Raw genomic sequence first — 20,666 nt, 5'->3', positions numbered from 1 at the left:
AGGCCCATGATGGGCGTTTTCCAGTTGGCGTCAGGCGTAGTATGATACTAGCATTCAGCCAAGTTACAAAGCGGCAATCCGTTGCCAGCCGCTGGCAACTGGCTTTCATCAGCAAGAAGGTACCTTTTATGACAGTACAGGATACAAATTTAGTCTGGATCGATCTGGAAATGACCGGCCTGGAGCCGGATACGGATGTGATCCTGGAAATGGCGACTATTGTCACCGACAGCAATCTGAACATTCTGGCCGAAGGTCCGGCTTTTGCGATTAAAACGCCCAATGCAGTACTGGACAATATGAGTGCCTGGTGTGTGGAGCAACATGGTAAAAGCGGTTTAACACAACGCTGCCGTGACAGTCAGACTGACTTGGCTGCCGCCGTGGCCCAAACCATAGATTTTCTGTCGCAGTACGTGCCAGCCGGCAAGTCACCGATGTGCGGCAACAGCATCGGCCAGGATCGCCGTTTTCTGGTGAAATATGCGCCGGAGCTGGAGAGTTTTTTCCATTACCGCAATTTAGATGTCAGTACGGTGAAAGAACTGGCCAAACGCTGGAATCCGGAAGTCAGTAAACTGGTGAAAAAATCATCCAGCCACCTAGCGCTGGATGATATTCGTGACTCAATTGCTGAATTAATGGTCTATCAGCAACACTTTTTTCGTTTACCCTGATAAAGTGCTTGCAAACTCAAATTGATTTTGTAAAATGCGCCCCGCTTAGTCGCAAAGTTAGTCAGTTGCTAGTGTTGTGATAAAGCGGTGTTCAGAAGAAATTGATGCGGGCATAGCTCAGTTGGTAGAGCGCTACCTTGCCAAGGTCGAGGTCACGAGTTCGAGTCTCGTTGCCCGCTCCAAATTCTTCAGTTGACGGTGATGCGGGCATAGCTCAGTTGGTAGAGCGCTACCTTGCCAAGGTCGAGGTCACGAGTTCGAGTCTCGTTGCCCGCTCCAATCGTCAGCAAGTTCATAGTAAATCCTCGTTATGCGGGCATAGCTCAGTTGGTAGAGCGCTACCTTGCCAAGGTCGAGGTCACGAGTTCGAGTCTCGTTGCCCGCTCCAAATCCTGTACCTCAGATGTCATCCAAGCCATAATTTTCCCGACAGGGCGGCGGCAACAATGCTGCAATTCGTTGTCTAAAATACTTCTCACTACGATACTATGCAAAAGCTATCAGCTAAGCCTCAGCTTGTATTGTGCCTGCCGAGCTGCTAATTTAGCTGTCATATTAGAGGTATGACCAGTGAGGTGTGCGGGATGGAAAGCAACAATAAATTAAGCCGGATGGTCGTTCAAATTCAGCGGGCGCCGCAGTGGTTACAAAGTTGGTTACTGAGTCAATTGTTTGGTCGTGCTGTCAAGTTTGCCGGGACCGCCGGTATCCGTATCCGTCAGTTAACTTTTCAGCAAGCGGTTTTGCAGCAAGGCAATTTTCGTAAAGTCCAGAATCATATTGGTTCAGTCCATGCCGCCGCGATGGCGCTACTGGGGGAATCTGCCAGTGGCTTTCTGCTGGGGATGCATGTGCCGGATGACAGGTTGCCTTTACTCAAATCGATGAAGCTGGATTATGTCAAAAGAGCCAGTGGTGAGTTGACTGCCACTGTGAGTCTGACCGCTGAACAAATTCAGTATATTCGCAGTAACGTGAAAGGAGAGGTGACGCTGCAGGTGCAAATCAGCGATCAAGTCGGCGTTGAACCTGTGGTGGCAGAATATGTCTGGGCCTGGATCCCGAAAAACCGCACCGCCGGTAAAGCGTCAAGTTGATGAGATGAACTGCGGCTAAACTGGCGCGCCCTCAGATTGCCTGTTAAAGTTCAGCATAACAGCTTTTTTGGATCGCCAGTTTTGACGCCGATGCCAGCGACTTTATCCCACCTGATGCCAAGACCTTACCTTGGTAATTTACTTATTCGTTACCCGAAACTGGTGACAGTGCTGCTGTTTTTGCTGTTAGCGGCATTAGCGCTGGCAATGTTGGCGCAGGAAAGAGCGCGCCAGATTGAAGTGCAGCGCTATCAACTGCTGCAAACTTTGACCAATTACGCTTCGGAATTAGAAGGTGCCGTCAACAGTGGGGTGGTGGCGCTGGATTCCATTCGCAGTGAATTGATTCTGCAGCCCTCTGCCAATTTACAGCGGCTGGATCAGCGGGTGGGTTTGTTGTTGCAAAATTATCCGTTATTTCGCCATGTGGCGCTGGCGCCTGATCTGGTGATCCGTTACGTCTATCCGCTGGCAGGCAATGAAAGTATCGTCGGTGTTGATTATCGAAATCTACCACAGCAAATGGCGGCCATCGAAAAAACCCTAAAACTGGGCAAACCTGTAGTGGCAGGGCCAGTGAATTTATTGCAAGGTGGCACTGCGCTGGTGGTGCGGGTGCCGGTGTTGCTTGCTGAGCAGCAACATTGGGGGCTGATTGCTGCCATTATGCCGCTGGAATTATTATTGCAGCAGGTCAGATTGCCGTCCTTACAAGCGCATTATTATGTTGGTTTATCAGGTAAAGATGGTGATGATCAGCCGGAACAGTTGTTTTGGGGCGATGTCGAAGTCACCAGCCAGCCGCGCGTGATGGCCGATATCAAATTACCGGTCGGGCGCTGGCAATTACAAGCGGCCCCCAGGCAGCAGCACGCTTGGTTGTTCGGCTCGTTACAGTGGCTGGCCTTGCTGGCCGTGACGGTCATTCTGTTACTTTGTACAGCTGCCTTTTTGCTGTTACGTTTGGCGCGCGAGCGCGAGTTGGCGATGTATACTATTGCGTTTCAGGCCACTTATGATCCCTTGACCAACTTACCCAACAGAGTGGTGTTTACCGAACAATTGTCCCGCATGATCAAGCAGGCGCAAAATCAGCACAGCTGTTTAAGTTTGCTCTGTCTGGATCTGGACGAGTTTAAGCAGGTGAATGAAAGCCTAGGCCATCTGGTCGGCGATAAATTGTTAAGGGCGGTGGCGGAGCGCTTACAGTCACTGGTTGGCGAGCATGATCTGCTGGCACGGCTGGGCGGCGATGAATTTGTGATTGTGACTATGCTGGGCAAAGCGCCAGAGCAAACTGAGCTGATGGCAGAACGGCTGGTACAACAGTTATCGCAGCCGGTGCAGGTCGGTGATAAAAGTCTGGCCGTCAGCGCCAGTATTGGCATTGCCATGTATCCACATGACGGCATGAATCATGGTGATTTACTCAAACATGCCGACCGCGCTATGTACGCAGCAAAACAACTGGGCCGCAATACCTATCATTTTTATGATGCTCAGATGCAAAAAGAAGCTGATCGTTTTGTCCATCTGCATAATGAAATTTTGCATGGCATAGCCCACGAACAGTTTTTTCTGGTGTATCAGCCAATTTACGATATGGCGACTGCCGGATTTAGCAAATGCGAAGCATTGGTGCGTTGGCAACACCCGGAGCGTGGCTTGATTTCGCCGCTGGATTTTATCCCGGTGGCGGAGCGAACTGGTGCCATTCGACCGCTGGGCTTATGGATTTTACAACAGGCACTGCGGGATTTAACCGAGCTGAACCGGCAGGGATTAAGGCTGCAAATGTCGATTAACCGCAGCAGTCAGGAGTTTAACGTGCACCATGTGGCGGATGAATGGCTGAACCTGATGCAAGCGGCCGGAATCGACAGTAGCCAGATTATTTTTGAAATCACCGAATCGCTGTTTATGGACAGAGTCTCAATCCAGCAACAGAATATTGCCCGCCTTCATCAGCAAGGCTTACAATTGGCGATTGATGATTTTGGCACTGGTTATTCCGCCTTAAATTATCTGAGTCGCTATCCGGTTGGCTTTATCAAAATTGATAAAAGTTTTATTGTCGAAGTGGCGTTACATGAAAAAGCCCGTGCCCTGGTGGCGGTCCTGATCAATATGGCGAAGGTGCTGGATGTGCAAGTGGTAGCAGAAGGCGTTGAAACTCTGGAGCAACTGGAGGTATTACGGCAACTGGATTGTGATTTTATCCAAGGTTATTATTTCAGTAAGCCTTTGCCACTGCCGGCACTGCTGCAGTTCTGTCAACAACAGTTGCTGCAGGGGCCGCAGTGATGATACCCATTCCTTGCCGGCGTAATTGCTGCTTGGATCAACAAGATATCTGCTTGGGTTGTGGTCGTTCACTGGCCGAAATCACTGGCTGGCATCAGGCCGATGAGCAGCAGAAATTACAGATTATTGCCACTGCCAGTGCCAGATTAGCGCAACTGCAGCAAGCGCGGTTGCAGTCTGAATCAGCCTTGATGCCATCAGGCATCTCTTTGCAAACCAACCTGAATAATCCGGATTAACCTTTGTTGCTGACGATTGGCTTTTTCCGCCTGCTGTTGTTTTTGCTGCTGTTGTGCCAGCGCCCATTCGATATGTTCCAGCACCATAGCTTCGGCAGTGCCGGCACGCTGTTGTAAGGCGGCGATAATTTCAGCCTGATAAGGCGCATTGCCCAATGCTACAGCCAGGTTGCGTTGCCAGCGCTGATAACCGATGCGCCGGATCGCTGAGCCTTCGGTTTGGCGTAAAAAAGTGTTTTCGTCCCATAAAAATAACGCCAATAAACTTTGGTCCTGCCACTGCCGGCGGCGATGAAAATCACTCTGACGGGTCAGTGGTGCATGGCGGTTGACCGGGCACACCAGTTGGCAGTCATCGCAACCATAAATCCGGTTGCCGAGCAGAGGCCTGAATTCCAGTGGAATGGCACCTTTAAGTTCAATTGTCAGATAACTGATACAGCGGCGGGCATCAACCACGCCTGGTGCCACAATAGCGCCGGTTGGACACATGGTGATACAAGCGACACAATGGCCGCAGTCCTGGCTGAGCGGTTGATCCACCGGCAGCGGTAAATCCACCAGCAATTCACCGAGGAAAAACCAGGAGCCAGCGGTCGGATGGAGCAACAGGCTATTCTTGCCAATCCAGCCTAAACCCGCTTTGGCGGCTAACGGTCGTTCCAGCACTGGCGCTGAATCGACGAAAGGCCGGTAGCCATAACTGCCGAGCTGTTGCTCTATCCGTTCGCCGAGTTGTTTTAACCGGTTACGGATTAATTTGTGATAATCCCGGCCCAGCGCATAACGGCTGATATAAGCCAGGGCCGGATCGGCCAGATTGGTGGCAAATGCAGCGGCCGGTGGCAGGTAGTCCATCCGCACGCTGATCACCCTTAAAGTTCCGGGTAGTAGTTCGGTGGGCCTTGCCCGCATCATGCCATGCTCGGCCATATAACTCATTTCGCCGTGCATGCCCAAATCCAGCCATTGCTGCAGTTTGGCTTCTTCCGGTTGCAAGTCGGTGTCACAAATACCGGCCTGAGCAAAGCCCAGTTCCAGTGCCCACTGTTTGATCTGACTGGCGAGTTGCTGCCAGTCGATGTCAGGCGCTTGATGCCCCATGTTGCTGAAAGTCCAAAATGACGGCTGTTACACCAAGGCCGCTGATCATACCCAGAGCGCTGCCGCCGGTGCAACCTGAAATCAACCGGCTATAGCTGTGGTTCTGAGGTGCACAATTTGGTAGCATAGCAACCCAAACATCAAAGCCATAGCCCTCCTGACGGCGCGCTGGCAGAGCAGTAGTTTTTCGATTGAGGAAAAGCATGACAGGTGCAAGTTATCAACGATTGCTTCACAGCGAAGCCGATACCCAGACAGTGGCTGCAGAATTGGCAGTTGCTTGCCGTCAGGGGGCTGTGATCTATTTGCAGGGCGAGTTGGGCGCGGGCAAAACCAGCTTCAGCCGTTGTCTGTTACAAGCGCTTGGTCATCAAGGCAATGTGAAAAGTCCAACTTATACCCTGGTCGAGCCTTATCAACTGGCCGACCTGACGGTGTTTCATTTTGATTTATATCGGGTGCGGGATCCGGAAGAGCTGGAATTTATGGGGATCCGTGATTATTTCAGTGCGGATAATCTGTGTCTGGTGGAATGGCCGCAACGTGGCGAACCTTTATTGCCGCCACCTGATGTCTTGCTGGAACTGCAGATCCTGGCTGAACATTCCCGTCAGTTCACCTTGACTGCGCAATCCGCGCGTGGCAACCAGATGTTGCAACACTGTTTTGGAGTCTGTTAATGCGGTTGGTGTTTGCTGGTTGGCTGTGTTTGGGCTGGTTATTACTGCTAAATCCGCTGCAAGCGGCAGAAAAAATCCAGAGTGTCCGTATTTGGCCATCCCCCGATAGTACTCGCGTGGTGTTCGATGTCAGTGGTCGGGTGCAATATCGCTTATTGCCACAACAGGGCAACGTGGTGCAGTTGGATCTGAGTAATGTCAGCAGCCCATCGCTGGGACGGATGTCAGGTGAGTCTGATTTGGTCAAGGACATCCGGGTGCAGCGTCAGGCCGGTAACAGTATCCGCTTGCTGATTGAGTTAACCAGATCGGCGCAAGGCAAAGCTTTTAGCCTGCCACCTTCGGCAAATTATGGTCACCGTCTGGTGCTTGATCTGGCAGACAGTAAAGCAGAGCAAGCTGCTGCTGCGACTGCGGCTCCGGTGATCAGACGTAGTTCAGGGGCTGGTCGCGATATTGTGATTGCGATTGATGCCGGTCATGGGGGTCATGATCCGGGGGCTGTTGGCCCGCGTGGCACTTATGAAAAACATGTCACTATGGCGATTTCAGAGCGGTTAATGGCGCTGATTAACCAGGAGCCTGGTTTTAAAGCTGTGCTGACTCGTACTGCAGATTATTATATTTATCCAACGAAAAGGCCTGAACTGGCACGCAATAAACAGGCAGACTTACTGATCTCTGTACATGCTGATGCGGTGAAAAACCGTCAAGCCCATGGCGGTTCGGTGTGGGTGTTATCCCTGCGTCGTGCCACCACTGAAGTCGGCCGGATGCTGGAGCAAACGGAACAACACTCAGAGTTGTTGGGTGGGGTAGCAGAAGTGATTAAGGATTCTGCCAATGAGCGCTATCTGGCTCAAACAGTGCTGGATTTATCGATGAATCATTCGATGACAACAGGTTTTGAAGTAGCCACTAAGGTGCTGGCTGAAATGGGTAAAGTGACTCACCTGCATAAAAAGGAACCACAGCCCGCCAGTCTGGGCGTGTTAAAAGCGCCGGATATTCCGTCGTTCCTGATTGAAACCGGTTTTATCTCTAATCCTGCGGAAGAGCAAAAGCTAAAGTCGGCTTCATATCAGCAAAAACTAGCTGGTGCGATTTTCCGGGCGCTGAAGTCGCATTATCAGCAAAACCCACCAGCTGATTCCTGGTTGGCACAACGCAAAGGTCAGCCAGTGCTGGACCGCCCGGTTAGCCGACAGCAGGGGCAGCAGCAAAGCAGCGCAGGGGTTCAGCCCGGTCCGATAGTGCGGACTGTGCCAAGCCAGCCGGGACCTATTGTCAGGACGGCGCCGAAACTTTCGCCGACGCCACAAGCCCGCGAGCAAGTGCACTTGGTGCGTAAAGGTGAGTCGTTATCTGGCCTGGCGAAAAAATATGGCATACCGATGTCGGTGTTACGCCGGCATAATAAACTGAAATCAGACAATATCCAGATTGGTCAGAAACTGCGGATCCCGAACTGATGCCCATTCAGATTTTATCGCCCCAACTTGCCAATCAGATTGCCGCCGGCGAAGTGGTCGAACGGCCTGCATCGGTGGTGAAAGAGTTGGTAGAAAACAGTCTGGATGCAGGCGCCACTAGCATTAGTATTGATATCGACAAAGGTGGCAGTAAATTAATTCGTATCCGCGATAATGGCTGTGGCATAGCCCAAGCAGAGCTGGAACTCGCCTTGTGTCGGCATGCCACCAGCAAAATTTCTCAACTGACTGATTTAGAACAAATCGTCAGTCTTGGCTTTCGTGGTGAGGCCCTAGCGAGTATCAGCTCCGTTTCCCGCTTGACCCTGACTTCAAAACCGGCGGAGCAGGAAAGTGCCTGGCAGGCGATGGCAGAAGGCCGTGACATGCAGGTGCAATTAAAACCGGCCGCGCATCCGACGGGCACCAGCATTGAAGTGTTGGATTTATTTTTTAATACACCAGCCCGCCGGCGTTTTTTGCGCAGTGATAAAACTGAATTTGGTCACATCGATGAACTGGTGAAACGACTGGCACTCAGTCGTTACGATGTGCAATGGCAGCTACAGCATAACGGCCAGCCGGTGCGGCAGCTAAAAATTGCCACTGATCAGGCCGGCCGGCAAAAACGACTGGCGCAATTGTGTGGCAGGTCTTTTGCTGAATCGGCGCTCTTTGTCGAAAGTCAGTACGAACAGATGCGGTTATGGGGCTGGATCCAGGCGCCGGAAGCCTGTCAGGCGCAACCAGCTTGTCAGTATAGTTACGTCAATGGCCGGATGATGCGGGATAAGTTGCTGAACCATGCCATTCGGCAAGCTTATGACGATAGCCTGGCACCTGGTGTGCAGCCGGCTTTTGTGTTGTACCTGGAGCTTGATCCGCAACAAGTGGATGTCAATGTACATCCGGCCAAGCATGAGGTGCGGTTTCATCAGGCCCGCCTGGTGCATGATTTTGTTGCCAGCGCATTGGCGCAGGTTTGCCAGCAACCTTCGCTATTGCACAGTATCGGACAGCGTCAGGACCAGGCGGTGGCGCAAGCTGAACGCCCGCTCCAGACGAACAGCTCATGGGGTGGCTTGAGTTCCTCTGCCGGTTTGAGTCGTAGCACTTATCAGGGCGCTGGCGTAAGTCGTAGCCCTGCTGGGCAGAATTATACGGCAATTGGCGGCGCTGGCCGTGGCTGGCCACTACCAGAGCAGACAGGGTTGGCAGTGCAGTCAGATACAGGCGCAATGCGCGTGGCTGAACCCACTTTGACGGAAACGGGGGCCGCTGCGGCCATACCGGCACAGCCAACGACAGTGCCGACGGCAGCGACCGGCTCTGCTGTGACCCAGTCGGTTTTAAACTGGCTGCTGCAAGATAATTATTATGCGGTGGCAGCTGCTGGCGGGCAGCTGTGGCTGATTGATCTGGCGGCGACACTGGCGCCGCTTTGGCATAAACAGCCTGTGGCCAGTGCAACTTTATTATTGCCAGTGCGGCTGAGTTTGACCACGGCAGAGAAACCGTTGCTATTGGCGCAAGCAACGCTGTTGGCTGAGCTGGGGTTTGATTTGCTGCTGAACAACCAAACGCTGATTATCCGCGCCGTGCCTGAGTTGTTGCGTCAATCTGCTTTCAGTCAGTGGTTACCGCTTTGGTGGCAACATTGGCCGGTCACTACATGCAATAGCGCTGAATTGTTACAAATTTTATTCCAACATGGACTAAAGCAGCATTGGTTTAGTGCCGAAATTTTTTTAAACTATTTTGCGCCGCTCTTGTCTGAGCCGCAATGCTGGTTGGCAGTGCCGTTAGATCTGTCGGCAAGTCAGGCACAACTGGAGGCCAGCGCATGCAGCCGGTAATTTTTTTGATGGGCCCGACGGCTGCTGGCAAAACTGCGTTAGCGCTTGAGCTGGTGCAGCAGGCGAATGCGGAAATTATCAGTGTTGATAGTGCACTGATCTATCGGGGCATGGATATTGGCACTGCCAAACCTGATGCGGCCGAACAAGCGCTGGCACCACATCGGCTGATTGATATTTTGGATCCAGCAGAGGCTTATTCAGCAGCCGACTTTCGCCGAGACGCTTTGTGGCACATTGCGGATATTCAGCAAAAAGGTAAAGTTCCGCTGTTGGTTGGTGGTACTATGCTGTATTTTAAAGCATTACTGGAAGGGATTTCGCCATTACCTGAGGCGGAACCTGCGATTAGAGCTGAGTTGGAAGCGCAGGCTGCGGTGGTCGGTTGGCAGCAATTGCATCAGCAACTGGCACAGGTCGATGCGGTGTCGGCAGCAAGGATCCATCCCAACGATCCACAAAGGATCAGTCGGGCGTTAGAAGTTTACCTGATAAGTGGTAAAAGTCTGACCGAATGGACAGCCGAAAAAGGTGAAGCTTTGCCTTATCCGGTGCGGCAATTTGCCATAGCGCCGACTGAACGGGCGGTATTGCATCAGCGGATAGAGCAGCGTTTTAGTTTGATGCTACAGCAAGGGTTTGAGCAGGAAGTCATTGCGCTCAGACAACGGGGTGACCTGCATCCGGATTTACCATCGATGCGTTGTGTCGGCTATCGCCAGATGTGGGATTATCTGGACGGGCTAGTGCCTTACTCTGAGATGGTGTATCGTGGGGTCGCCGCGACAAGACAACTGGCAAAAAGGCAATTGACCTGGTTGCGCAGTTGGCAGGATTTAAACTGGCTGAAAAGTGAAGGAAGTCCTGCAGAAAACTTGCAAGCTGTTTTATCTTCGCTACGCTCTGTGGGTGAAGAGAAAAAAATCGTTATTTAACGACTTGAAAATAATATAATAATCCATATATCAAGAATCAGAACTAAGAAAAAGGAAAGCGGCACATGGCAAAGGGCCAATCTTTACAAGACCCATTTTTAAACACCTTACGGCGGGAACGTATTCCAGTTTCCATTTATCTGGTGAATGGGATTAAATTACAGGGACAAATCGAGTCTTTTGATCAGTTTGTTATTTTGCTGAAGAACACAGTGAGTCAGATGGTATATAAACACGCTATCTCAACTGTGGTGCCGGCCCGCGCAGTGAACACTATGGTTAGCCATGGTTCAGGCAGCGGTGATATGGACGAGAACGAATAATCAACAGGATTTTTACGCTTGTTTGACCGTGACTCTCAGGCTGAGCAAGCGATCCTTGTGCATGTTTATTTTCCGCAAGAACACGCTTGTGAAGACCTGCACGAACTGCAAATGCTGGTGTCTTCCGCAGGAGTTTCTGAAGTTGCGGTTGTCACCTGCAATCGCAGTACTGTCGATGCCAGACTTTTTGTCGGCAGTGGCAAGGCGCAGGAAATAGCACAGGCGGTCGCTGCAACTGGCGCTCAGGTGGTTATTTTTAACCACGCTCTTTCACCAGCCCAAACCCGCAATCTGGAACTGCTGTTTCAGTGTCGTGTGATCGATCGTACCACTCTGATCCTGGATATCTTTGCTCAGCGTGCCCGCAGTTATGAAGGCAAGTTGCAGGTTGAGCTCGCGCAGTTGAAACATTTATCCTCCCGTTTGATCCGTGGTTTTGATAACGAACGGCAAAAAGGTGGTATTGGTTTGCGTGGACCAGGTGAAACTCAACTGGAAACAGATCGACGTTTGTTGCGCGACCGTATAGCTGCTTTGTATCAGAAGTTGGAAAAGGTTGGTAAACAGCGTGAGCAGGGACGTAAAGCGCGGCAACGGGCTGAAATTCCGGTGATTTCGCTGGTCGGTTATACCAATGCGGGTAAATCTACTTTATTTAACCGACTGACCCGCTCTGAAGTCTATGCGGCAGATCAGCTGTTTGCGACTTTGGATCCAACGCTGCGGCAAGTCCGGCTGGCGGATTTTGGTCAATTAATTTTTGCTGATACTGTTGGTTTTATCCGGCATTTGCCCCATGACCTGGTGGCGGCGTTTAAGTCAACGTTGCAGGAAAGTCGGGAAGCCGATTTGCAGTTGCATGTGATAGACGTGGCTGATCCACGCATCAATGACAATATCCGCCAGGTTGAACTGGTACTGGAGGAAATTGAAGCTGATGGTATTCCGCAACTGCTGGTATTTAATAAAATCGATTTATTAGCACAGCAACCGCGGATTGAATATAACGAAGCAGCCTTACCGGTAGCCGTGTATTTGTCGGCCCGCACTGATGAAGGTATCAGTTTATTGCTGCAAGCGATTACTGAATTATTGTCAGACAGTTATCAGCGTCTGCAACTGTTGTTACCTCCGGATGCCGGGCACTGGCGCGCCAGATTGCACCAGTTGGGAGCGGTGCAGCAGGAACAATTTGAACAGGATGGCAGTTGTCGGTTAGAACTGGCACTTGCATCAGCACAATGGGCCAGATTGCTGAAACTCAGCGCTGGCCAATTGCAAAATTTTATCGTATCGACCTGACTTTTTGATACATTAACCTCAACTCTTTTTACAGCATGACGGAGTGAAGTATGGCTTGGAATGAGCCGGGTAATAACGGCAAAAACAACGACCCCTGGAACCAGGGTGGTCGCAATCAGGGTCCACCTGATATGGACGAAATGTTTCGCAATCTGAGCAAAAAACTCGGCGGATTGTTTGGTGGCAATAAAGGCGGTTCAGCCAGCAGTTCCGGTGGTGGTTCTGCCATCCTGGTGTTTGCAATCCTGATTGCCGTTATCGGCTGGTTTTTCAGTGGTATTTACACCATTAAAGAATCGGAACGTGGCGTGATTTTGCGTTTTGGTCAGTACCATAGTGAAGTCAGTCCGGGTATTAACTGGAAACCAACTTTTATCGACAAAGTATTGCCAGTTGATGTCAGCAGCGTTGAAACCTTAAAAACTGATGGTTTTATGCTGACGCAGGACCAGAATCTGGTTCGGGTGACTTTTGAAGTGCAGTACCGGATTGTTGACCCACGCCAATATAAATTTGCGGTGGTTGATCCGGATATTAGCCTGCGCCAGGCGACCGATGCCGCGTTACGCTATGTGGTTGGTCACTCATTGATGGATGATGTGTTAACCAAAGGTCGTGAATTGATCCGGCAGAATACCCGTGTCGAACTGGAAAGCATTATCAAACCTTATAACCTGGGTTTAGAGATTGTTGATGTCAACTTCCGTGATGCCCGGCCGCCAGAAGAAGTGAAAGCTGCTTTTGACGATGCTATTGCGGCGCAGGAAGACGAACAACGTTTTATTCAGGAAGCGCAGGCATATGCCCGTGCCATTGAACCTGAAGCCCGTGGTCGGGTGAACCGCGTGATGCAGGAAGCCGAAGCTTACAAGCAGCAATCACAACTCAAGGCACAGGGTGAAGTGGCCCGTTTTGAAAAATTACTGCCTGAGTATATTGCATCACCACAGGTTACCCGTGAGCGGTTGTATCTGGAAACGATGGAACAGGTTTATGGCAACACGTCAAAAGTGTTGGTTGATGTGAAAAACGGTAACAATATTATGTATTTACCATTGGATAAAATGCTGAATCAGTCGGGCGCTGCAGCGCAGCCTGCAACAGCAGAACCCAGAATCAGCTTGCCTGAGAATCGTAGCGTTGACAGCGTGAATCCGAGTCCGCGCGTGGATTCCAACCGGGCAGGGAGGGGTTAAGCCATGAAGAACTTTATTGCAGCTATTATCGCTTTAATCCTGATCGTAGTGTATTCGTCGCTGTTTGTGGTGCAGGAAGGTGAACGTGGTATCGTATTCCAGTTCAGTAAAATCCAGCGGACCAGTGATGGTAGTGTGGTGGTATTTGAACCAGGTTTGCACTTTAAATTACCGATGATCGAAAATGTTCGTTTGCTGAATGCCAAAGTGCAGACGCTGGATGATCCAGCTGATCGCTTTGTGACTGCTGAGAAAAAAGACTTACTGGTCGATAGCTATGTCAAATGGCGGATCAAAGATTTTGGTAAGTACTTCCTGGCGACTGCAGGCCGGACTGACCGGGCCGAAACTTTGTTAAAGCAATACATTAACAACGGTTTACGGACTGAGTTTGGTACCCGTACCATTCAGCAGATTGTGTCTGGTGAACGGGCTGAGCTGATGACTGGCGCGCTGGCACAAGCCGGTAAAGGTGCCGATGAGCTGGGTATTGAAATTCTGGATGTGCGGGTGAAGAAAATTAACCTGCCAGATGAAATCAGTAATAACATTTTCCAGCGGATGCGCGCCGAACGGACTGCAGTGGCCAAAGAGCACCGTGCCCGTGGTATGGAGCAGGCCGAGATCATCCGGGCTGATGTCGATGCCAAAGTGACGGTCATGGTGGCAGAAGCCGAGCGTAATTCGCGTACTGTTCGCGGTGAAGGTGATGCGCTTGCTGCCAAAGTGTATGCTGAAGCGTACAATAAAAATGCTGAGTTCTTCAGTTTTGTCAGAAGCTTAGAAGCATACAACCGTAGCTTCAACAGCAAATCTGATATTCTGGTGGTGCAGCCTGATAGTGATTTCTTCCAATATATGAAATCACAAACCAAGAAATAATTTGCAGTACTGAGAAAAAGGCGCCTGGTGCGCCTTTTTTGTATCTTGCTTTTGCGCGCTGACAGTCACTCAGTTAACCTGAACTCGGGTTAATGAGTACCGTGCACTAAGATTGATATGAACAGCACGAATGAAAGGTTTCATGCGTAGATTTTTGTGGATATCAAGGCGTTTTTTCGTACGTCATAGCTGGCTATAGCTAGAAAAAGCAACGCAGAGAGGCGCGAAAAGATGCGTATGAAACGGTATTGCTTAACCCGAGTTCAGGTTAGCTAGTTCAAGTGACGACCTCAAGCAACCAATGCTGGCAACACAGCGGAGACCTCTATGTCTTACAAACAATATTATCAGCGTTTTTTGCAAGCAAACCCCAAGGTGCAACATTTTGCCTGCCACTCCCATCATTATTGGCCTGACGTCACCCGCGCTGCAACTTTAGCCTATTGGGATGACAGTGCGCGCCTGGTCGACGATAAATGGGATTTGGTGTTTGGTGAGAAAGTACCAAAAGTACAACGGCAAATTGCCGGCTTATTGCAGCTCAAACAAAGTGCACAGCTGGTCTTTGCACCTAATACCCATGAATTATTGTTCCGGCTGCTGAGTTGCTTTGATTGGAGCAAACCGCTGAAGATCCTGACCACTGACAGTGAGTTTCATAGCTTCAACCGCCAGAGCAAGCGGCTGGCTGAGTTGCCACAAGTGCAATTAGTTCAGGTACCGACCGAACCCTTCGCCAGCTTCAACAGCCGCTTCGTCACTGCTGCTGCTGAGTTGCAACCTGATCTGATCTTTTTCAGCCAGGTGTTTTTTAATTCAGGTGTGGTTGTACCTGAGCTGACAAGCTTGGTACGCCAGTTACAACAGGCTTGTCAGGCCCGGATTGCCATTGACGGTTATCATGCTTTTATGGCGATACCGACTGATTTATCGGCGCTCGAAGGCGAAATTTTTTATCTGGCGGGTTCTTACAAATACGCTCAGGGCGGCGAAGGTTGCTGTTTTATGCTGGTGCCAGCCGACAACGGTCTGCGGCCTTTGTACACTGGCTGGTTTGCCGAGTTTGGCGCGCTGGCGTCTGCCCGTACCGGGGCAGTGCAATATAGTCAGGACGGTTATCAGTTTGCTGGCGCTACCATGGATTTTACCGCGTTATACCGCCTTGAAGCCGTGCTGGATTTGTATCAAGCTGAGGGTATTACCATCGCAGCCGTGCATCAGCATGTGCAACAACTGCAACAAGCCTTTTTGACTGAACTGGCGCTGCAGCAGCATCCGCTACTGAATCAAACCAATTTAATCCAGCATGATCTGCACCAGCATGGCCATTTTTTAACCTTTAGACTCGCTGATGCCACTACAGTCGCCGGCTTGGCTAGTTTGTTAAAACAGCAGGGGATCCATACTGATTATCGGGGAGACCGGCTCAGATTTGGTTTTGCACCTTATTTGGATATCAGTGATATTCAGCTTGGGTGTCTGAATTCAGCAGTAACTGGGGGCTAGATGGACGCATTCTGGCTGGCATTGGTGATGGTATTATTGCTCGAAGGTTTGGGGCCTTTGTTATTTCCCAATAAATGGCAGCGTTATTTAGCCCGGTTGGCGCAGGAACCTGCCACTAGCCTGCGTCAGGTTGGGGCTGTGCTCTGTGCCACTGCAGTGTTGATTTACCTGTTTTTACTCTGACTGGTTGTTGCAAGCAACAGAGGTCGCCTTGGTTCGCCTGTAAAAACTAGAAATCCAGACGTCCTGAGTGTTTTTTTCTGATTTAAACTTGAATGAATTCAACCAACTGAATAATCAGTTGGTTTTTTTTTACCCTTGCGGCTGAACTTTGTGTTTTATTTTGGTAGAATCCCCGCCTAATTTTTTTCCATGATGTAGGAACCATGGCCAAAAACGTTGTAGTGCTCGGCACCCAATGGGGTGACGAAGGAAAAGGCAAAATCGTCGATTTATTAACCGACAAGGCAAGCTATGTTGTTCGTTATCAGGGTGGCCATAATGCCGGTCATACCCTGGTGATCGACGGCGAGAAAACGGTATTACACTTAATCCCGTCTGGTATTTTACGTGCCAACGTAAAATGCGTGATTGGTAATGGTGTAGTGCTGTCTCCAGAAGCGTTTTTAAAGGAAATGACCATGCTGGAACAGCGTGGCGTCCCGGTGAAAGAACGTTTGCTGATCAGCGAAGCCTGTCCCCTGATCCTCCCATTCCACGTTGCGCTGGATGTAGCTCGTGAAGCTGCCCGCGGCGATAAGAAAATCGGCACCACAGGCCGTGGTATCGGTCCTGCGTATGAAGATAAAGTCGCCCGCCGTGGTTTACGGGTAGGTGATCTGTTTAATCCGGCGCTGTTTGCTGAAAAGCTTAAAGTGCTGATGGAGCTGCATAACTTCACCTTGACCCAGTATTATAAACTGGATCCAATTGATTATCAGACCACGCTGGACAACGCCTTGTCGATGGCAGCTACGCTGAAATCCATGGTGGTGGATGTCACTGATTTGCTGGACAAAGCGCGTAAAGCCGGCCAAAAAATCATGTTCGAAGGTGCGCAGGGTACCTTGTTGGACATCGATCACGGTACCTATCCGTATGTGACTTCATCTAATACTACGGCTGGTGGCGTCGCCACAGGTGCTGGTTTTGGTCCGCGTTACCTTGATTATGTGCTTGGTATCGTCAAAGCCTACACCACCCGGGTTGGTTCTGGACCTTTCCCAACTGAACTTGATTGTGAAGTCGGTGAACACTTAGGTGTGAAAGGCCATGAATTTGGCGCCACCACAGGCCGTAAACGTCGTTGTGGCTGGTTTGATGCTGTTGCTGTGCGTCGTGCTGTGCAACTAAATAGTATCTCTGGCTTCTGTCTGACCAAGTTAGACGTGCTGGATGGGCTGACTGAAGTGAAGATTTGTGTTGGCTACCGCCAACAGGACGGTTCAATTGCCGATGTACCGCCACTGGCGGCTGAAGGTTATGAACTGGTTACCCCAGTCTATGAAACCATGCCAGGCTGGTCGGAATCGACTTTTGGTGTGCAATCATTAGCAGGTCTGCCACAACAGGCGCGTGATTACATCAAGCGACTGGAAGAAGTGACAGGTGTACCTATTGATATCGTCTCTACCGGGCCGGATCGGGTACAAACCATAGTGTTACTGCATCCATTTGCTTAATCCGCGATGTTGAAAAAACGCTGCCTGGTGCAGCGTTTTTTTTATGGGCGCAATAAATGGACGGCAGGCAGATTTTTTTGTTGCCAAGCCTCAGGAAGCTTGCGGTGTAGCCGATAACAATGCCATAACTATAGTTCGCAATGCGGATAGTTAGCTTAATAAAGATGGCTGTGGCATTTTGAGGTGATGAACATGAGCAGATGGCGCAATAGCGTGTTGGCGATAATATGTGCCTGGTCTGGGTTGGCAACAGCTCAGGTCACTGTCGATGATTTGCAGGTTGTTCAGTTGTACAGTCAGGATGAATTGCTGGCGTTGATCCGGCAAAATCTGCATCTGAAACGGGTGAAAGATGATGAATGCCAATTGGTGAAAGATATCGAAGCCCGGGCTGATATTATGAAGTTGCCTTCTTATCAGTTTTTATACGGTGATATGTTGGCTTACGGCATTTGCGTGCCGGTCAATGTTGAACGTGGCTGGGATTTGATGGAAGCTGCCGCCAAACAAGGTTTACCTGAAGCGCTGGAACAACTGGGCCGCTATTATCAGCAAGGCAAATTTGTGCAAAAAGACCTCAGCAAAGCACAAGATTATCTGCAGGAAGCAGCAGCCATGGGCAATTTGAATGCCCAGATCCGGCTGGCTGAATTATTACTCGGCGGTGCCGGTAGTCCGGTTGATTATGAAACTGTCTATCGTTGGTTACATCATTCGGTCACTGCCGATAAAAATATGCACCAGCGTATCCAAACCGCTTTGCAAAAACTGGCTAGCCGAATGCCTGAACCCGTGTTGCAACGGGCAAAAAAACCGCTGTAAAGATAAATTCATTGACATTTCGCTGATTAAAACAGCAGCAACAGTGAAAAAATGCCGCCGCCCTGTTACACTTGCTGCAGTTTTAGTAATGAAGAGAATCCATGACGATCAAAGATCCGCATCTTGCGCGTGAGCAAGAAAAATATGAAAACCCTATCCCAAGTCGCGAATTTATCCTCGAGCACATCAAGCAGCGCCAGCAACCCGCCTACTTCGACGAATTAGCCACAGAATTAAAGATTGAAGGCGAAGATCAGCTGTTTGCATTGAAAAAACGTTTACGTGCGATGGAACGGGATGGGCAGTTATTATTCACCAAGACCAAACGTTATGGTCTGGTCGATGACTTAGATTTGGTGAAAGGGACAGTGCTTGGTCACCGTGATGGTTTTGGCTTTTTGAAGCTGGAACAAGGTGGACCTGATTGGTATATCCAGAATTTTGACATGCAGCGCCTGTTACCAGGTGATGTGGTGCTGGCCAGTGCTGGCGAAATTAAAGGCAAAGATAAAATTGAAGCGCGCATCGTCCGGGTGCTGACGCCAAGAACTGAACCTATTGTTGGCCGTTATTTTAAAGATTTCGCCTTGGCAGTGGTAGTCCCTGAAGATCCGCGTATCACCCAGGATATTGTCATTCCTGCTGGCGAAGAGGGTGCCGCCCGTCATGGTCAAATTGTGCTGGCAGAAGTGACACAACGGCCATCCAAGCGGGTGAATGCCGTCGGTAAAGTCATTGAAGTGCTGGGCGAACATATGGCGCCGGGCATGGAAATTGAAGTTGCGATCCGTAACCACAATATTCCGCACACCTTTTCTGCAGCGGTCGAGCAGCAAGTGGCAGGGTATGGCGCTGAAGTGCCAGCCGAAGCCAAAGCTGGCCGGGTCGATTTAACCGCACTAGGTTTATTGACCATCGATGGGGAAGATGCCCGTGATTTTGACGATGCCGTCTATTGCGAACGCAAAGACGATGGTGGCTGGCATTTGTGGGTCGCCATTGCCGATGTCACCGCTTATGTGTTACCAGACACCCCGCTGGATCGCGAAGCGCTGGAACGTGGCAACTCAGTGTATTTTCCGGACCATGTGGTGCCGATGTTGCCTGAGATTTTGTCCAATGGTTTGTGCTCGCTGAATCCGCATACTGATCGTTTGTGCTTTGTGGCGGAAATGCATATCAGCGCCGATGGCAAATTGGGCAGCTCTAAGTTTTATGAAGCCGTGATGCATTCGAAAGCGCGGCTCACTTACAACAAAGTGCATGCAATGTTGCAAGGCGATGTCGAGTTGCGCCAGCAGTATGCCGAGACCCTGACGAATTTAGATAACCTTTATTCGTTATATCGGCAAATGGCGAAAGTCCGTGGCCAGCGTGGTGCCATTGAATTTGAAACTGTGGAAACACGGTTTATCTTTAATAGCCATCGCAAGATTGAGCAAATTGTGCCGGTACATCGCAACGAAGCGCATAAAATCATTGAAGAATGTATGATTTTAGCCAACGTCGCCTCAGCGCAGCTGGTTGAGAAGGCCGAGGCTGCGGCGTTATACCGGGTGCATGAACAACCTGATGCTGACCGTTTTGCCAACTTTAAACGCTTTTTGCTGGAGCTTGGCATCAGTGCTGATCTGCCGCAAGAACCGACGCCGCTGGAGCTGATGCATCTGTTGCAAAAGCTGCAGGACAGACCGGATCGCGAACTGATTGAAACCACCATGCTGCGGTCGATGAAACAAGCGGTGTATCAGCCGGAAAATCTCGGCCATTTTGGTCTGGCGCTTGAAGCTTATGCGCATTTTACCTCGCCGATCCGCCGTTATCCTGATTTGTTGTTACACCGGGTGATTAAATCCTTGCTGAAAAAGCAAGGTGAACACAGTACTGGCGCCCGTGCTTACACGCCGGAACAGATGGTGCCTTTGGGTGAACAATGTTCGATGACCGAACGTCGGGCTGATGATGCCACCCGCGAAGTGTCTGACTGGCTGAAGTGTGAATACATGCAAGACCATATCGGCGCTGAATTTGCCGGGGTGGTTTCGACTGTGACCACCTTTGGCTTATTTGTGCGCTTGACCGATCTCTATATCGAAGGTCTGGTGCATGTCACTTCATTACCGAACGATTATTACCACTTTGATGTGCAGCGGCAGGTATTGCTCGGTGAACACAGCAACCAGAGTTACCGGATGGGTGATCTGATCGCGGTGAAGGTGCTGGCAGTGAATCTGGAAGCGCGCAAAATCGACTTGGGGATTGTGGGAACTGTGAAACACCAGGGCAAAAGAATGGCCTCTGCTCAGACGAAAGTTGGGACTGAGGCGGAAAAACCGGCCAAAGGCTTTAGCCAGAAAAAAGGTAAAGCTATGGCTGATCCAACCGCCAGACCAGGTAAAACCAAAGTGGGGCGCAGTGGTAGCAAAAGTAAAGCCGCAACCAAGACTGGTAGCAAAGCGCCGGCTAAAGCTGGCGCAGGCAAACCAAAAGCGCCGCGTAAACGCAAATAAGCCGCAAGCCATGACGTTGCGCCGCTGATTTGTTAAACTAAGCGGCAGTAACGACGCATCATCAGCATTTCAACTAACG

The 20,666-nt window shown here is 50.4% G+C and carries 18 protein-coding genes and 3 tRNA genes; 20 read left to right on the top strand and 1 reads right to left on the bottom strand.

The annotated features are described in order from the left end of the window. Positions 1-128 precede the first annotated feature (128 nt). The 7 genes from orn (at position 129) to AC53GJ_RS17675 (ending at position 4,317) form a co-directional block, all read left to right on the top strand. Entirely contained in the window at positions 129-677 is a 549-nt protein-coding gene (orn, locus tag AC53GJ_RS17705) for an oligoribonuclease (RefSeq protein WP_496729680.1), read from the top strand. Positions 678-783: 106 nt separating this feature from the next. Beyond that, a tRNA-Gly gene (locus AC53GJ_RS17700) sits at positions 784-859 on the top strand. A 21-nt stretch (positions 860-880) separates the two neighbouring features. Continuing rightward, positions 881-956, top strand: a tRNA-Gly gene (locus AC53GJ_RS17695). 33 nt (positions 957-989) lie between these two features. After that, positions 990-1,065, top strand: a tRNA-Gly gene (locus tag AC53GJ_RS17690). Positions 1,066-1,261: 196 nt separating this feature from the next. Beyond that, positions 1,262-1,774, top strand: coding sequence for a DUF4442 domain-containing protein (locus AC53GJ_RS17685; RefSeq protein ID WP_496729679.1), 513 nt, complete (start codon positions 1,262-1,264; stop codon positions 1,772-1,774). A gap of 90 nt (positions 1,775-1,864) precedes the next feature. Continuing rightward, positions 1,865-4,078 carry a putative bifunctional diguanylate cyclase/phosphodiesterase gene (locus AC53GJ_RS17680; RefSeq protein ID WP_496732816.1) on the top strand — a complete coding sequence of 738 codons (2,214 nt, stop codon included), beginning with the start codon at positions 1,865-1,867 and terminating at the stop codon, positions 4,076-4,078. Next, the gene (locus tag AC53GJ_RS17675; protein WP_496732815.1) at positions 4,078-4,317 is read left to right on the top strand and encodes a DUF1289 domain-containing protein; all 240 of its coding nucleotides are present in this window, start codon (positions 4,078-4,080) and stop codon (positions 4,315-4,317) included. The genes AC53GJ_RS17680 and AC53GJ_RS17675 overlap by 1 nt, the downstream gene beginning before the upstream one ends. Here the strand turns inward: AC53GJ_RS17675 and queG are convergent. Further along, positions 4,276-5,421, bottom strand: coding sequence for a tRNA epoxyqueuosine(34) reductase QueG (gene queG / locus AC53GJ_RS17670; RefSeq protein WP_496729678.1), 1,146 nt, complete (start codon positions 5,419-5,421; stop codon positions 4,276-4,278). The genes AC53GJ_RS17675 and queG overlap by 42 nt on opposite strands. Positions 5,422-5,624: 203 nt before the next feature. Between queG and tsaE the strand changes: the two genes are divergently transcribed. The 13 genes from tsaE (at position 5,625) to rnr (ending at position 20,587) form a co-directional block, all read left to right on the top strand. Further along, positions 5,625-6,101, top strand: coding sequence for a tRNA (adenosine(37)-N6)-threonylcarbamoyltransferase complex ATPase subunit type 1 TsaE (gene tsaE, locus AC53GJ_RS17665; protein ID WP_496729676.1), 477 nt, complete (start codon positions 5,625-5,627; stop codon positions 6,099-6,101). Beyond that, positions 6,101-7,573 (top strand): N-acetylmuramoyl-L-alanine amidase, encoded by a 1,473-nt coding sequence (locus AC53GJ_RS17660; RefSeq protein WP_496729674.1) that lies wholly within the window; start codon positions 6,101-6,103, stop codon positions 7,571-7,573. The genes tsaE and AC53GJ_RS17660 overlap by 1 nt, the downstream gene beginning before the upstream one ends. After that, a complete protein-coding gene (gene mutL / locus AC53GJ_RS17655) occupies positions 7,573-9,429 on the top strand; it encodes a DNA mismatch repair endonuclease MutL (RefSeq protein WP_496729672.1) in 1,857 nt (618 codons plus the stop codon). The genes AC53GJ_RS17660 and mutL overlap by 1 nt, the downstream gene beginning before the upstream one ends. After that, a complete protein-coding gene (gene miaA, locus AC53GJ_RS17650) occupies positions 9,417-10,364 on the top strand; it encodes a tRNA (adenosine(37)-N6)-dimethylallyltransferase MiaA (RefSeq protein WP_496729671.1) in 948 nt (315 codons plus the stop codon). The genes mutL and miaA overlap by 13 nt, the downstream gene beginning before the upstream one ends. Before the next feature lie 65 nt (positions 10,365-10,429). After that, positions 10,430-10,687: an RNA chaperone Hfq gene (gene hfq, locus AC53GJ_RS17645; RefSeq protein WP_496729670.1), complete on the top strand. Its 258-nt coding sequence runs from the start codon at positions 10,430-10,432 to the stop codon at positions 10,685-10,687. 51 nt (positions 10,688-10,738) lie between these two features. Continuing rightward, positions 10,739-11,989: a ribosome rescue GTPase HflX gene (hflX, locus tag AC53GJ_RS17640; protein ID WP_496732814.1), complete on the top strand. Its 1,251-nt coding sequence runs from the start codon at positions 10,739-10,741 to the stop codon at positions 11,987-11,989. 50 nt (positions 11,990-12,039) lie between these two features. Then, entirely contained in the window at positions 12,040-13,185 is a 1,146-nt protein-coding gene (gene hflK / locus AC53GJ_RS17635; protein WP_496729668.1) for an FtsH protease activity modulator HflK, read from the top strand. 3 nt (positions 13,186-13,188) lie between these two features. Beyond that, entirely contained in the window at positions 13,189-14,067 is an 879-nt protein-coding gene (gene hflC / locus AC53GJ_RS17630; RefSeq protein ID WP_496729666.1) for a protease modulator HflC, read from the top strand. A gap of 327 nt (positions 14,068-14,394) precedes the next feature. Then, positions 14,395-15,573, top strand: coding sequence for an aminotransferase class V-fold PLP-dependent enzyme (locus AC53GJ_RS17625; RefSeq protein WP_496729664.1), 1,179 nt, complete (start codon positions 14,395-14,397; stop codon positions 15,571-15,573). Further along, the gene (locus tag AC53GJ_RS17620; RefSeq protein ID WP_496729662.1) at positions 15,574-15,756 is read left to right on the top strand and encodes a DUF2065 family protein; all 183 of its coding nucleotides are present in this window, start codon (positions 15,574-15,576) and stop codon (positions 15,754-15,756) included. Between the two features lie 203 nt (positions 15,757-15,959). After that, a complete protein-coding gene (locus AC53GJ_RS17615; protein ID WP_496729660.1) occupies positions 15,960-17,255 on the top strand; it encodes an adenylosuccinate synthase in 1,296 nt (431 codons plus the stop codon). 192 nt (positions 17,256-17,447) lie between these two features. Continuing rightward, positions 17,448-18,077, top strand: coding sequence for a tetratricopeptide repeat protein (locus tag AC53GJ_RS17610; RefSeq protein ID WP_496729658.1), 630 nt, complete (start codon positions 17,448-17,450; stop codon positions 18,075-18,077). 101 nt (positions 18,078-18,178) lie between these two features. Next, complete coding sequence (gene rnr / locus AC53GJ_RS17605) at positions 18,179-20,587, top strand: ribonuclease R (RefSeq protein ID WP_496729656.1); 2,409 nt, start codon at positions 18,179-18,181, stop codon at positions 20,585-20,587. Positions 20,588-20,666: the final 79 nt, after the last annotated feature.

The organism is Rheinheimera sp. B2H12 (genome assembly GCF_059620065.1).
The sequence above is the reverse complement of the archived record's forward strand: the minus strand, read 5'-3'. Positions and strand labels throughout refer to the sequence as shown.